At 43.9% G+C, this 13,630-nt stretch carries 13 protein-coding genes and 4 tRNA genes; all 17 read right to left on the bottom strand.

Going from position 1 to position 13,630, the window contains the following annotated elements; genetic code table 11:
- Window positions 1-69: 69 nt before the first annotated feature.
- On the bottom strand, window positions 70-228 hold the full coding sequence (locus ACH97_RS22670) for a CxxH/CxxC protein (protein ID WP_003177948.1): 159 nt from the start codon (window positions 226-228) through the stop codon (window positions 70-72).
- 198 nt (window positions 229-426) lie between these two features.
- On the bottom strand, window positions 427-909 hold the full coding sequence (locus ACH97_RS02700) for a DUF4234 domain-containing protein (RefSeq protein ID WP_041817394.1): 483 nt from the start codon (window positions 907-909) through the stop codon (window positions 427-429).
- 429 nt (window positions 910-1,338) lie between these two features.
- Window positions 1,339-1,857, bottom strand: coding sequence for a GNAT family N-acetyltransferase (locus tag ACH97_RS02695; RefSeq protein WP_020453613.1), 519 nt, complete (start codon window positions 1,855-1,857; stop codon window positions 1,339-1,341).
- Window positions 1,858-1,887: 30 nt separating this feature from the next.
- Window positions 1,888-2,358: a hypothetical protein gene (locus ACH97_RS02690; protein WP_020453614.1), complete on the bottom strand. Its 471-nt coding sequence runs from the start codon at window positions 2,356-2,358 to the stop codon at window positions 1,888-1,890.
- A 252-nt stretch (window positions 2,359-2,610) separates the two neighbouring features.
- The gene (locus ACH97_RS02685) at window positions 2,611-3,462 is read right to left on the bottom strand and encodes an SAM hydrolase/SAM-dependent halogenase family protein (RefSeq protein ID WP_020453615.1); all 852 of its coding nucleotides are present in this window, start codon (window positions 3,460-3,462) and stop codon (window positions 2,611-2,613) included.
- A gap of 285 nt (window positions 3,463-3,747) precedes the next feature.
- Window positions 3,748-4,959 carry a S1C family serine protease gene (locus tag ACH97_RS02680; protein WP_026580409.1) on the bottom strand — a complete coding sequence of 404 codons (1,212 nt, stop codon included), beginning with the start codon at window positions 4,957-4,959 and terminating at the stop codon, window positions 3,748-3,750.
- A gap of 82 nt (window positions 4,960-5,041) precedes the next feature.
- A complete protein-coding gene (locus tag ACH97_RS02675; RefSeq protein ID WP_003177960.1) occupies window positions 5,042-5,836 on the bottom strand; it encodes an MBL fold metallo-hydrolase in 795 nt (264 codons plus the stop codon).
- Between the two features lie 14 nt (window positions 5,837-5,850).
- Entirely contained in the window at window positions 5,851-6,699 is an 849-nt protein-coding gene (locus ACH97_RS02670) for a two-component system regulatory protein YycI (RefSeq protein WP_020453617.1), read from the bottom strand.
- A complete protein-coding gene (locus ACH97_RS02665) occupies window positions 6,686-8,050 on the bottom strand; it encodes a YycH family regulatory protein (protein ID WP_020453618.1) in 1,365 nt (454 codons plus the stop codon). Before ACH97_RS02665 ends, ACH97_RS02670 begins: the two co-directional genes overlap by 14 nt.
- A complete protein-coding gene (walK, locus tag ACH97_RS02660) occupies window positions 8,040-9,884 on the bottom strand; it encodes a cell wall metabolism sensor histidine kinase WalK (RefSeq protein ID WP_020453619.1) in 1,845 nt (614 codons plus the stop codon). The genes ACH97_RS02665 and walK overlap by 11 nt, the downstream gene beginning before the upstream one ends.
- A gap of 7 nt (window positions 9,885-9,891) precedes the next feature.
- Window positions 9,892-10,599, bottom strand: coding sequence for a cell wall metabolism DNA-binding response regulator WalR (walR, locus tag ACH97_RS02655; protein ID WP_003177967.1), 708 nt, complete (start codon window positions 10,597-10,599; stop codon window positions 9,892-9,894).
- Window positions 10,600-11,014: 415 nt separating this feature from the next.
- Window positions 11,015-11,087 (bottom strand) — tRNA-Phe (locus ACH97_RS02650).
- 21 nt (window positions 11,088-11,108) lie between these two features.
- Window positions 11,109-11,185, bottom strand: a tRNA-Asp gene (locus ACH97_RS02645).
- An 88-nt stretch (window positions 11,186-11,273) separates the two neighbouring features.
- Window positions 11,274-11,345: transfer RNA gene (locus ACH97_RS02640), tRNA-Glu, on the bottom strand.
- Window positions 11,346-11,352: 7 nt separating this feature from the next.
- Window positions 11,353-11,428: transfer RNA gene (locus ACH97_RS02635), tRNA-Lys, on the bottom strand.
- A gap of 226 nt (window positions 11,429-11,654) precedes the next feature.
- The gene (locus ACH97_RS02630; RefSeq protein ID WP_020453620.1) at window positions 11,655-12,068 is read right to left on the bottom strand and encodes an NUDIX hydrolase; all 414 of its coding nucleotides are present in this window, start codon (window positions 12,066-12,068) and stop codon (window positions 11,655-11,657) included.
- Window positions 12,069-12,131: 63 nt separating this feature from the next.
- The gene (locus ACH97_RS02625; protein ID WP_020453621.1) at window positions 12,132-13,424 is read right to left on the bottom strand and encodes an adenylosuccinate synthase; all 1,293 of its coding nucleotides are present in this window, start codon (window positions 13,422-13,424) and stop codon (window positions 12,132-12,134) included.
- Window positions 13,425-13,630 lie beyond the last annotated feature (206 nt).

Here is a 13,630-nt window from a genome sequence, read left to right as displayed (position 1 = left end):
ACTTTAAGAACAAGTTATTCAGATGCATTATCCACAATTGTGGATAAAGGTTGTGTATTTAGTGTCCGATCATTCGTTCCCCACTATATATACTGCAGGCTTATCACACAATTCACAGGTTGTGGATAAACTGTGTGTATGTTCGATTTTTCTGATTTCAGGGGCCAATTCTTCCTCATCCACATACATGTCAATGACGGTTTCAATATGCTCTTCACAAGACTTCATAAAAGTCCCTCCAATATCTGTATCATTGGGCTCTTTTATAAAAAAGCTCCTTATTCAATATACCCTATTTATGCACATGTTAGTAGGTTTTAGCATGACTTCATAATGTTATCCACAAGCTTTTATATTCCTCTGGATAACTCCGGTTTCTCTAAATAAAAAGCACCAGCAAACCTCGCTGATGCTTTAATCTTGTTTTTATACTGCTTCTCTTTTCTCCTGAACAATTAAAGAATGCTGATTCGTGACATGCTGCAAATATGAAACGTTAAGAATGAAAGTCAAAAACCCGTTAACCGGCTTTTTAGACAACCCCATAAACGCTTTTCTAACCTTAAATGCACTAACTAGATTTATCGTCCAAAAAAGGAGAAAAGAGAGCTGCGGGAGAAAGCTGTGTCCGGGGCGCAGCGGGAGAAGCAAAATGCTGTTGCTGTATGGCAGCAACTCTTCTCTTTGAAATGTGATTGAGTAAAAAGTCCAAAAAGGCTCCAAAATTGAAAAGACGCTTAACAGCAGCGTCACTTTAATGGCGACATACGGGAGCTTAATTTGGCATCGTTCTAAATTCTTTCTTCTTGAAAGAAACCAATACGGGATGTATATGCCGGACGTTATGATTGTTAATAACATCGCATATATGGCTTTTATTTTCGGAAATTCTTCTAATTCCTTACTCATGCTGAAACACTCTTCTTTCCTTAAAACTGTTCTTCCAGGTCTTTTTATCCTTGTCATCTATACTTTTCCACTTTCCATATCAAAATGTACTATATTGAATGCAATAAATCAAAATCCATTGCAGTGTCAAATTGGGATTTTCTTAGGTATATAGATTCTTTTTTTTGACCGAAATAAAAAAACTATATCCTTTTACCTGATCCTTACTTCGTGTTTACCCGCAGAAATTCGACAATCAATAGGACATTATTCGTCATATTTTTACCTTTGTAATATGTAATCTGTCATTGCGTAACATAAAGGGGTTCAATCGGATCATTTTGTCTTTTTTTCGTTATGTTCCGCGTCTCTCAACTAGGAATAATGACATACTGTGTTTCATGTGGAACATTGGCCATGAAAAAAGATCAAAGCTTCACAGCTTTGATCTTACAGTCTCTTGCTCATATGCAAATCCGTCGTCTCGAAATTCATTTTTTCATAAAGCCGCTTCGCCTTTTTATTATGGGCGAATACATGTAGGGACAGCTTTTGGACTCCTAATTGCTTTGCCTCTTCTTCTAAGACGGCTAAAGCCTGCTGGCCGATTCCCTGCCCTCGATACGCTTCATAAAGCCCGAAATCGTAAATAAATGCTTCCTTTTGAGGATGGTGCGGGTCAGCGTAGAGCCAAAGCCAGCCTGCGGCATCCTCGCTGTCGTCCATGATTGACCATAGATGATGGTTGTTCGTTTCAATGCCGTTTGGCAAAAGAGCTGCAAATTGCTCTTCTGCTTTCTCCATCGCTTCCGCCACTGTCCATGTGCCCGCTTTTACTTTCTCCATGGCGTAATGCTGGATGGAATGGACCTGGTATGTCTTAAAGTCTTCTTCCGTCATTGGCATTAAACGGATTGCCGGTTTTTTTCTCGGTTTGTTTAAGTCAATTTTAATTTTTGATTTCAACATCAAATTGTGCTTCACTTCCTTGTTTATTGATCATGATGCTTTGCTCAGCCATTCGCTTTTCGGCTCGGAAAGTTTATTGATTCTGTGCTGAATGTAAATGACATTCAAAAGGAACGCAAAAATGGATCCATTCGCAGGTTCTTTGCCTGAGAGCTTGTTTAATGAAGCGGTCACCACCAGTGCGCAGTAAATTAAAACACCTGCGGACAGAATCAAAATCACGCGGTCGAGCAACATATAAAGGCTGTAATGCATGTCAGGAAAAGCGATTTTTGCTGATATTCTAATTGGAATCGAAAATAAATGATAAAATATGATAGCTTTTAACGTGGTGTAGGGAATATCATGATAAGGCAGCAAATCGAAGCTTTTTTTCCTGGATAGAAACCAGTATGGTATGTAAACCCCCAGTGTGATCAGACATAGCACAAAAACGGACACGATACTTCTGCTCTTTACATTAGACAGCGTTTTCAACGCAGTCTGCACATTGTCGTTCATATCATTCCTCCGGACACTCGTTTTCCAAACAAATGAATTGAATGAATTTTTTCATAGCAGCGGCACACCCCCTCAATATATTCTTTTCTCTGCTTTTAGACAATATGACTTAGGTACCAATATGACAAATGTACTATTTTTTAAAAAGGATTGCCTCCTTCTCGATTAGCTGAAAAATGTGTGACAACCGTTTTTATGTCATAAGAATGAAACAAAAAACAAAGAGCCTGATTGGAATTCAGGCTCTCTTGTTTACCGCTGTATACTTTTTTGAAGAGAAATCTGCCAGTGGATGCCGGTGCCAATATGGTGTGTTTTGGCAAAGGATCCTTGATTGAGGGCAATACCCAGGCGGTCTAATGAATTGATATAAACAACCGGCTTACCGACCGGCATATCGGCAAACGACCGTCCAAAAGCCATCGTTTGCTGATAGACTTTGGTGTCCTCGTGTTTGATGACCACTTCCACAGGATCTCCGTATTGAACGTCAAGTGACTTGAACAGTTTACGGCTGATATTTGTCCAAAGGTTTCCAAACCGGATATCTAAAATGTCGATCGTTCCGGTTATCCAATCATTTTCGATATAAGCTTCCATGACCGGAAGTTTGACGATGGAATCTGTTGAAACTTCAGGACCGATCCGGTCGAAGCTGAGAATCCCGGCTGCCAGTCTTGCCCCGGTGTAAGCGTAAATGTCGCGTCCATGGAAAGTATGTGATTCGCCTGATCTCGGAAGCCTGTTTTGCGCTTCATCAAGATAGCGCACTTCGACAATCCCATTCTGCCGGCTGATATGGGTGAGTGTTCCGTTGTCCGGTGTGATGATATATTGATCGGAAGAGGTTCTGACTGCGACGCTGCGGCGTTCCGAACCAACACCTGGATCGACGACAGACACGAAGACAGTGCCTTCAGGCCAATAAGAAACGGACTGCAGCAGCCGATAGGAAGCCTCCCAAATGTGAAAAACGGGAATGTTGTGCGTCAAATCAAAAATCCGGAGTGAACTGTCAACTGAATAAGCCACGCCGTACATCGCATTTACCGCCCCGTCATCAAGGCCAAAATCAGATTGTAATACAAGTGCATGCTGACTCATCCTATCTCCCTTTCCGCCTTGATTTTCGCAGTGAATCTGCCTTTGCCAAAATGTTTAAATCATATCGTACGCGAAATTGAAACGCAATATGATGTTTTGTCCATTTTTTAGAAACTCTCATTTTTATTGAAGCAAAAACTTCGATTTCACACCCTAAAAACCCGATTATTCATCCGGAAAGTCTTATATTCCTCTCTAACTATCCCATTTTTGACTTTTGACGATCATTCCTCAGACTTGGCATAATAAAAAAACAGCCCGGCCGTACCGGCCAGACTGTCTTTATCAGCTTCCCAATTTGGATCGGGACAGCTTTACTTCTGTTGTTCTTTCTTTTCCGCCCCGCAGGTATTTGATTTTCACCTTATCGCCGACGTTTTTGGTGTAAAGCTTTTTACGCAGATCAACGATATCGTAAACGCGGTCACCGTTGAATTCGACGATGACATCAAGCTCTTTCAAACCGGCTCTGCCTGCAGGAGACACCGGCTGAACGCCCATTACAACAACCCCTGATGTTACGTCTTTCGGCAGTTTAAGCGTTTCCTGCCAGTGGTAGCTTGCAATGTCGCCAAGTGATTTCATCTCAATTCCGAAATACGGCCGTCTTACTTCTCCGTACGTTTCCAAATCTTCGATAACCGGAATGGCAAGGTTGGCAGGGATGCTCAGACCGATGCCTTCAACGGCTGATTCAGCGATTTTCATCGAATTAATGCCGATGACTTTTCCATCAATATTAAACAGTCCACCTCCGCTGTTGCCCGGGTTTATGGCAGCATCCGTCTGCAATACTTCGGCATTCCAGTCCGGCTGTCCGTCTCCGTTTGAATCGACCGGAACAGCGCGTTCGGTTCCTGAGATGATTCCTTGTGTAACAGATCCTGAAAACTGCAGGCCGAGCGGGTTTCCAATCGCGATGACGGGCTCGCCTGTCTTCACTTTATCAGAATCTCCGAATTCAGCAGCCGCTTTTATTTTATTGCTGCTGACTTGCAGGACGGCCAGATCCATCAGTTTATCACTGCCGATCAGTTTTGCCGGAATCCGCGTTCCGTCATTCAGACTGACTTCGATTTGGGATGCCCCTTCAATGACATGGTGGTTGGTCACAATGTGGGATGTTTTGCCGTCCTTTTTATAAATAACGCCCGAGCCTGTTCCCGCTTCGCTGTCTCCATCCCATACACCGGTTTTTTGGATGTTGATAACGCCGACAACAGAATCAGAAACCTTAGAGACCACTTGTGTGACTTCATTGTTCACGTTGACGGATACATTGCGGACCGCACCGCCCTGCTGAGCTCCTTGACCTCCGCGCGCTTCAATGACTTGCAGATTGTACGGCAGCCATCCCTGCTGCGAGAGATACGGCAGCGCAAACACTGTTAAAAGAGCGCCGATAACGGCGCCGACCAGGCTTGAAAACAAAAAGCTTCTCCAATTTCTCACCGGCTTTTCCCGAACGAATTTTTCCTCATCATGATTAAACTCCACTATATTCAAATCCTTTCAAGGAACGATATATGTATATAGTGTGGATCATCTGCCCGCAGATTAATCATTCAATCAGTAAAATTTACACCGCTACAAGAGGTGTCGGTTTCTTAGGATCGGTATCATATAAGTCAAACGTTTCTCCCGCTGCAAATCCTTTGGCAGCCAACGTTTGCTGGACGGACATTCTCGCCAGCTCTTTCATGTTGTTGTCCTGGCTTAAATGAGCCAAATAAATTCGCGATGTCTCATCACCGATTACATCAGTCATTGCGAGTGCTGCGTCCTCATTGGATACATGTCCGACGTCGCTTAAGATCCGGCGCTTGATGTTCCACGGATAGCGACCCATTTGCAGCATGCCGACATCATGATTGCTTTCAAAAACAAAAGCGTTTGCCGAGCGGATAATGCCTTTCATTCTGTCGCTGACATAGCCCGTATCCGTAATCAAAGCGAGCTTTCGGCCATTGTAATGAAAAACATAAAACATCGGCTCTGCGGCGTCGTGGGATACGCCAAACGATTCGACATCGAGGGAGCCAAACGATTTGACGGTTTCCATTGGAAACACGAATTTTTGGCCGTTATCCATTTTGCCGATATGCCCTTCCATCGCCTTCCACGTTTTTTCATTGGCGTAAACGGGCAGCTCATATTTTCTTGCCAGCACACCAAGTCCTTTTATATGATCACTGTGCTCATGCGTAACAAAAATGCCGTCAAGCTGATCAAGCTTTCGGTCAATTTGCGCCATCAGCCCTTCCATCGCCTTCCCGCTAAGTCCTGCGTCAACTAAAAAAGCGTGGTCATCGGTTTCCAAATATAAAGCATTACCGGTACTCCCGCTCGCAAGTACGCTAAATTGCAGGCTCATGGTTTCTCACTCCATTATGATTTTTCCTTTTTCTCTTGTGATTGAAGAAGCGCTCCATCCCGTGCATCCACGATAAATTCTTCGTGAATGGTTTTATCGTCCGTTTTGCGCTCCACTTCGATCCGCCAAACGGGCACGAAAATTTGCGCGCTTGCCAGCGGATACTGCGTGAAATAGCCAAGCTCGGCTGATTTAATTTTGCTGTACTTCTTCAAATAATCCGGATAGTACAAAGCTTCAACCGCTCCGACTGCGGAGATCAGACTTTCCGTTTTGACTTCTTTTATATCCTGCAGCATCGACTGCTTATATGAAACAACTTCGTTTTTATTATTCAGGTACAGAACGACTTCGCCCATCTCTGTGTTATCATCGTTTTGCCGATCCTGAAAAATGTAATTTCCATTATAGGTTTGGAAGAAAACGATCTGTTTTCCGGATTTATCGACTTTCCAAAGCTTGTACTTGTTGCCGTCGATAATCTCTTCGTTCACGATTTCCCTTGCTTTTGTCTCCATATCCGCTTTCGGAAGTGCAATGGGTGTTTCAAATTCCATTTCTATTTCCGTCAAAGCGTTCTCTTTTGCGGTATTCATTAACGCCTTCGGCTTTTGCCCTTTTAACGATTTAATCTCGCTTTGCTTAAAGACTCGCTTTTGTGCAGAGATTGAGGAACCTTTTGACGTCTCTTTAGACAAGTTGCCATATGAAATATGGTCTGCTTTCATATCTTCCTGCAGCGTTGATTTTTCTAAAATCGGAAACTGATTGTTGCTGCGCTTATCAAAGTATTGAAAGGCCAAAAAGATATCAAGGATGAGGAAGACGATAATGAAGATTGTTTTTGTTCTATTCCACTCCACTCTCAATGCCCTCCTTCACCGCTGAATCTTTCTTTGATACCGGCTTTATCGTACCGTTTATTTTAATGCACCAAGTCGGTACAAGTTTTACAAGAGGGTCTTGTTCCTCTGATACTGAGACCATTTCATAGGCAGGAAAGATTTGCTCAATCTTATCAAAGTCATACTCTTCATTGTCTTGCAGGAACTGAATCAATTCTTCTCCGCTCATGATTTCTTTATCCTTTTTGCTGACCGGATTAGCGTTTGCGCCCAAGACATATGTTGGGTGTTTATAATCCAATATGTCGTTGTTTGCCCAGCGAAGTTCAATCGCTGTCGTTCCGAAAGGCTGGTTTTGGCTGTTAACGACCGGCAGCTGATCCATAAACAGATTAAAGTTGATCTGCTGATTTTCATTCAAGCCGAAAAATTGATAATCATCCGTCCAGCTTCCCGTGTCGTTTAAATATTTAAAGCTTTTATTGATCAGCTCTCCATTTTGATAAGCAGAACTCGGTTCCAGGTTGCGGTGCTGGAACTTAATCTGCCTGTTGTTCGAGTAGACCTCCAAAAGGCTTGTTCCATCCGTATATACCGGTCGGTTTAAGTTGGTTTCCTGCCGGACGGTTTGCGGATCATCAAATAAAGCTTTTTTAAAACGCGTCGGGCTGATCGTTTCTGTAAAATACTCTTTTTCAGACAGCTTCAGCCTATTAACCGGAAGCAAGACATCTCTGCGGGAATTGATTGCAAAGTCCTCGTAAAGAGGCATCTGCGATTTTTCTTTTTCAATGTCTGCAAGGATGTTGCGGTAATTTGCCGATTCAATCACCGCTTCAACAACCGTCTCTTTGCTGAAGGATACAAAGTAGATTTTTTTCATGCCCCGTCCTTCATTGAAAGGAAGAACGATTCTGTCAAAAGAGTTGTATTCATAAGAGTTGGCGGACCATTTGAAAAGCGGCTGCAGCACATCGATTGGAATATTGTCGCTAAAAACGAGATCCAATTTGGAGTCTTTATTTTTAGCGTACAGCCAGTTTTTGAACTGCTGCCTGTCAAATTTGTCCGAGATATCCTTTAACGATTTGACTTCCCATCGGCTCATGTCGTCCCAGAGCTGAGAATAGAGCGTCGTATCATTCAGCAAATAATGCTGTCCATTCTCATGAATGAACATTTGCTGCGGTTTAACGGCTTCATTTAGCAACTTTGTCTGATTTGTAATCGGCTGTTTATCGCTGACCTGAGCCTGTGAATCTTCCACTTTTTCGTAATTCCCCTGAAATCCCCAAATATTAAAAGTAAAAAGAAGACTGATCAAAACCAAAAGGGACAGTATTATCGTTTTAATTGTTTCACGCTTCATCCCAATCATCCTCTTGTTCTTCTTTATATGGCAGGGTAAATGTGATCGTTGTTCCTTTTCCTTCGATACTGTCGGCCCAAATGTCGCCGCCATGGGCTTGTACCATTTCTTTTGCGATCGCAAGACCAAGCCCCGTACCGCCGAGTCTTCTTGTTCTGGCTTTATCGACACGGTAGAAACGCTCGAAGATCTTCTCCATGTCTTTTCTCGGAATGCCGACACCTTCGTCTTTGACACTGATATAAAGAAGCTCTTCTTCTTCATTTACATCAACAGAGAACGTGATATGGCCTCCTTCAGGGGAATATTTCAATGCATTTGAAATGATATTATCCAGCACTTGCGTAATCTTGTCCGGATCGATTTCAACATACAATTCTCTATCCGGCAGATTGCTGATAAACTCAACATGCTGCTCTTTCGTCATTTCAAAGCGCTCAATAATCAATGAGAAGAAACGGATAAAATGAATCCATTCTTTATTGAATTGGTAGTCCTTGCTGTCAAACTTAGAAAGCTGCAGCAAGTCGTTGACAAGTCTGATCATGCGCTCTGTTTCATTCTGTGTCACATTCAAGAAGCGCGGCGCAATGTTTGGATCCTGCCACGCGCCTTCCGCAAGCGCTTCTAAATAGCTGCGCATTGTGGTGAGCGGCGTTCTGAGTTCGTGGGAGACATTTGCCACAAATTCTCTCCGTTCTTGATCGATCTGCTCTTGTTCTGTGACATCGTAAATAACCGCAATCAACCCATCAATCTTTCCGTGCTCTTTTTGGATGACCGAGAAATTGACGCGAAGCACAGACGTCCGTTCTTCCTGTTCAATTTCAAGAAGGAGCGAGTCCTGCTGTTCAACCAAATCTTCGAACGTGTATTCATCTTCAAGGCCGAGCAGTGAGGTGATCGGCATTTCGAGAGCCGTTTCACGTGAAACATTTAAAAGCTCCAGTGCCGGCGTATTAAGCAAAATAATCGCGCCATTTCGGTTTGTCGCGATAACCCCGTCTGTCATATAGGCAATAACAGAAGATAGTTTTTTTCGTTCGCCTTCTGTCATGGATTGAGCTTCTTTCAGCTCTCTCGTTAAATAATTAAACGTTGTGGCCAGCTGGCCGATTTCGTCGTTTCCGTACTTCCTGACTTTTCTTGAGAAATTTCCTTTCGCCAGTTCAATGGCCTGCTTTCTCATATCTGACAGCGGATGTGTAATCGTTCGCGCGACAAAAATTCCGAGGAATGCAGTGATTCCAAGCGCAATAAAAGTTCCAGACGCTAAAATGGTGTTGATCGTCCGGATTTGATTGTAGACATTATCCATCGATGCCACGACATAAATGGCCCCGATCGTCTCTTGATTCGATTTTTTAATCGGCGTGACTGAAATCCGCACTTTGCTGTCACGCTCCGGGTCGAAAAATTTGTTTTCGTACGGAATACCGACAAGCAGTGTCCTTTTAATAATGCCCTCTGTTGTCTTTTTCCCCGCCACCTCCCGGTTATAAGGATTGGAGGTCGCGATGACTTCATAGCTTTTATCAATCAGACTGACTTCGAGAATTTCGCCTTCCTTGCTGAAATCATTTAGAATCCGCTCTGCGTCTTCTTTCAAGGTAGTCGAGGAAGACGTGCTTCTATCCTTCGTCATTTCCTGTTCCAGATAATACGAGAGGTTGTTCACCCGCTGGTCAAGAGAGTCATTATATGATTTAAGAAGTGACTTCTCCATCTCATTGACAAAGTAGACGCCGATAATCTGCATGGCAACGATAATCAGCAGAACGTATATTAAGGTAAACTTAAAATGAATCGAGCGGAAAAAACTGACTTTATTCATTTCGGTATTAGTCCTGTTCCGGATTTCTCAAATAGTAGCCGACACCGCGCCTTGTGACGATCCAGCTTGGGTGACTCGGATTATCCTCGATTTTTTCGCGAAGGCGTCTGACCGTAACGTCAACTGTCCGGACATCTCCAAAGTAGTCGTATCCCCACACGGTTTGCAGCAGATGCTCACGCGTCATGACCTGCCCGATATGTTTAGCAAGGTAATGCAGCAGTTCGAATTCCCGATGCGTCAGTTCGATTGTCTCGTCTCGTTTTGAAACGACGTAGGCATCCGGAAAAATGACGAGCGATCCGATTTGAATTTCGTTTGAAGACGATTCTTCTTCGGCAGGAGCCGCTGTGTTCTGTCTTCTCAAGTTCGCTTTGACACGCGCGAGCAGTTCGCGAGTGCTGAACGGTTTTGTCACATAGTCGTCAGCTCCCAGTTCAAGACCGATGACTTTATCGATTTCCGAATCCTTTGCTGTCAGCATAATGATGGGCATATCATATTTTTTGCGGACTTCACGGCACACTTCCACACCGTCCTTGTTCGGAAGCATGATGTCGAGCAGAATCATATCAGGGTTGAGATCCTCAACCATCTGAAGCGCTTCATTGCCGTCGTATGCGCAATGGACTTCATAGCCCTCTTTTTTCAGATTAAACTCTAAAATATCAGCAATCGGCTTTTCATCATCTACAACTAGTATCTTTTTTTCCATTATTCGTTCCCCCTGGTTCAGAGTTTGGATACAATACAGCCAGCGGATGGCTGCCTAAGTTTTATATCAAGTACACTGCATGTCTTCATTAAAAAACACTTTCTAGAAAATAGATTTCTTATACATTATAACGTTTATGAAGCAAAAGTTAAAAAAATAGTTCAAAGGAAAACGTTTGGAAATTAAATCCACCTTCTATTTTTCCGCTTTTATCACAACAATTAAATTTTTGTGACTTTTTTTACTGAAAAATGAAACATCTTCCCCTTCAAGACCGTCTATATAGTAACGTCTTCTTCTTCGGCCGGGTTACCGGCCTCCCTTTTTTTCTCCTTTTTATTCCTTCAGCATTTTATTTCCTTGTTTTCAGCTAAAAGAAAACGCATCTGCTTAAAAACAGACGCGCTTTTTAGAGTGGCTCGGGACGGAATCGAACCGCCGACACACGGATTTTCAGTCCGTTGCTCTACCAACTGAGCTACCGAGCCAGGTATGTAACTTTTTTAAAATGGCGGTCCGGACGGGACTCGAACCCGCGACCTCCTGCGTGACAGGCAGGCATTCTAACCAACTGAACTACCGGACCTTGCATATTTACAGTACCTGCTTCGGAGAAGAATCGTGGTCTCCTCCGGAGCAAGCGGGGATTTAGCAATTACGCTAAAGTAAATCAATGACCCGTACGGGATTCGAACCCGTGTTACCGCCGTGAAAGGGCGGTGTCTTAACCGCTTGACCAACGGGCCAGGGAAATGGTGAGCCATGAAGGACTCGAACCTTCGACCCTCTGATTAAAAGTCAGATGCTCTACCAACTGAGCTAATGGCTCAAGATTAAATTACACCCTTAGATTTAATCTGAAATAACGACGCCCACATCTCAGGAAGCTTTTTCGAGATGTCTCTCGATGTGTACGCTGAAGCGAATTCTCCGAAACTTATTCGGACGTGCTCTACCAACTGAGCTAATGGCTCGTTTCGTTGTTTTCGCAACAACGAGATTTATATTATCACAGAACGAACAGAAGTGGCAATATATTTTTTTATTTTTTTCTATTATTTTTTCCCTTCGTGATGATACTCCGCCCCTTCGCGGTTCAGCCAGTGCATGATTCCGTTCGGATGGAATACAGACAGCAGCCGGTCAGCTTCATGAAGCGGCATCCACTTGGCTTCAACAATGTTCTCGTCAAACGTGATGGCATCCGGACGATCGGTGATCCGGGCTCTAAAGACGATGAAATATACATGCTCGCCGCCGATAATCGCTTCATTTATAGCTAATATATCAAGAGGCTGAATTCCATAGCCTGTTTCTTCCTTCATTTCTCTCACCGCGGCTTCTGTTAGCGATTCTCCAGCTTCCACCTTGCCGCCCGGCAGCGTCCACGATTGATTTTTCTTATTTTTCACCATCAGGATGTTTCCGTTCTCTTCCACGAATGAATATACAACATCGACACGTTCCACCCGTTTGCCCTCCTTGTCATTGAAAAACAAAGCCCCTGCGAACTGCAGAGGCTCTTCTGGAATTTAGTTCGGACGATAAACGCTTCTCACCACATTTGTTTGAGAGCGGTCAGGACCGACTGAGAAAATAGAAAGCGGAATGCCTGTCAGCTGAGAAACTCGCTCTAGATAATGGCGGGCATTTTCAGGCAGATCGCTCAAGCTTTTGGCTCCTGTGATATCTTCTGTCCAGCCCGGCATTTCTTCATAGACAGGCTCACATTCAGCGAGCGCTTTTAAGCTTGCCGGGAACTCTTCGAGGATCTCGCCGCGGTATTTGTAAGCGACACAGATTTTCAATGTTTCAATCCCGGTCAATACGTCAATTGAATTTAATGAAAGGTCGGTAATTCCGCTGACGCGGCGGGCATGGCGGACAACCACGCTGTCAAACCAGCCGACGCGGCGCGGGCGCCCTGTAGTTGTTCCGTATTCGCGGCCGACCTCACGGATTTGGTCTCCGATCTCATTGTTCAGCTCTGTCGGGAACGGCCCGTCTCCGACACGCGTTGTGTAAGCTTTCGATACACCAACGACATGCTGGATTTTTGTCGGTCCCACACCTGAGCCGATCGTTACGCCGCCGGCGACAGGGTTTGAAGATGTAACAAACGGATATGTCCCTTGGTCGATATCAAGCATAACCCCTTGCGCTCCTTCGAATAAGACGCGGCGGCCGTCATCAAGCGCGTCGTTTAAGACGACGGATGTGTCGCAGACATATTGTTTGATCTGCTGGCCGTACTCATAGTATTCGTCTAAAATGTCTTCTATTTTAAATCCTTCCGCATCGTACATTTTTTCCAGCAGACGGTTTTTTTCTTCTAAATTGCGGGCGAGCTTTTCTTCAAAGACTTCTCTATCCAGCAGATCGGCGATGCGGATTCCGACACGAGCGGCTTTGTCCATATAAGCCGGGCCGATTCCTTTTTTCGTCGTGCCGATTTTATTGGCCCCTTTCCGCTCTTCTTCGACCGCATCAAGCTTTAAATGATACGGCAGAATGACATGGGCCCTGTTGGAGATTCTCAAGTTGTCCGTGCTGACGTTCCGCTCATGAAGATAAGCCAGCTCCGTCACCAATGCTTTCGGATCAACAACCATTCCGTTGCCGATCACACACGTTTTATCCTTATAAAAAATACCGGATGGAATCAAATGCAGTTTGTACGTTACCCCGTTGAATTTAATTGTATGTCCTGCGTTATTTCCGCCTTGGTACCGTGCGATTACCTCTGCGTTTTCGGAAAGAAAATCGGTGATTTTGCCTTTTCCTTCGTCACCCCACTGCGTACCTACAACAACTACTGAAGACATATCCGTGCACCTCCGTTAACCTTTTCAAACGATATCAATATCAAACACATTCAGTTTATCAGTGTCATCCCGCAAAGTCAATCGGAAATCCGAACATTAATTTTAACACCAAACACATTTGTTCGTTATTATAAAGCAAATTTCATATATTTTCTTTTTAATAGACAGTCTGTAAGTCAAATCTTAAAAATAAGCGTTTTTCTTGG

Source organism: Bacillus paralicheniformis (genome assembly GCF_001042485.2).
Classification (GTDB): domain Bacteria; phylum Bacillota; class Bacilli; order Bacillales; family Bacillaceae; genus Bacillus; species Bacillus paralicheniformis.
This window is presented reverse-complemented; position numbering and strand designations above follow the sequence as displayed.

Excerpts from the sequence above, each read along its gene's own strand:
- ACH97_RS22670 (WP_003177948.1), bottom strand. The coding sequence starts at position 228 with ATGAAGTCTTGTGAAGAGCATATTGAAACCGTCATTGACATGTATGTG.
- ACH97_RS02700 (WP_041817394.1), bottom strand. The coding sequence starts at position 909 with ATGAGTAAGGAATTAGAAGAATTTCCGAAAATAAAAGCCATATATGCG.
- ACH97_RS02695 (WP_020453613.1), bottom strand. The coding sequence starts at position 1,857 with ATGTTGAAATCAAAAATTAAAATTGACTTAAACAAACCGAGAAAAAAA.
- ACH97_RS02690 (WP_020453614.1), bottom strand. The coding sequence starts at position 2,358 with ATGAACGACAATGTGCAGACTGCGTTGAAAACGCTGTCTAATGTAAAG.
- ACH97_RS02685 (WP_020453615.1), bottom strand. The coding sequence starts at position 3,462 with ATGAGTCAGCATGCACTTGTATTACAATCTGATTTTGGCCTTGATGAC.
- ACH97_RS02675 (WP_003177960.1), bottom strand. The coding sequence starts at position 5,836 with ATGAGCCTGCAATTTAGCGTACTTGCGAGCGGGAGTACCGGTAATGCT.
- ACH97_RS02665 (WP_020453618.1), bottom strand. The coding sequence starts at position 8,050 with ATGAAGCGTGAAACAATTAAAACGATAATACTGTCCCTTTTGGTTTTG.
- walK (WP_020453619.1), bottom strand. The coding sequence starts at position 9,884 with ATGAATAAAGTCAGTTTTTTCCGCTCGATTCATTTTAAGTTTACCTTA.
- walR (WP_003177967.1), bottom strand. The coding sequence starts at position 10,599 with ATGGAAAAAAAGATACTAGTTGTAGATGATGAAAAGCCGATTGCTGAT.
- ACH97_RS02625 (WP_020453621.1), bottom strand. The coding sequence starts at position 13,424 with ATGTCTTCAGTAGTTGTTGTAGGTACGCAGTGGGGTGACGAAGGAAAA.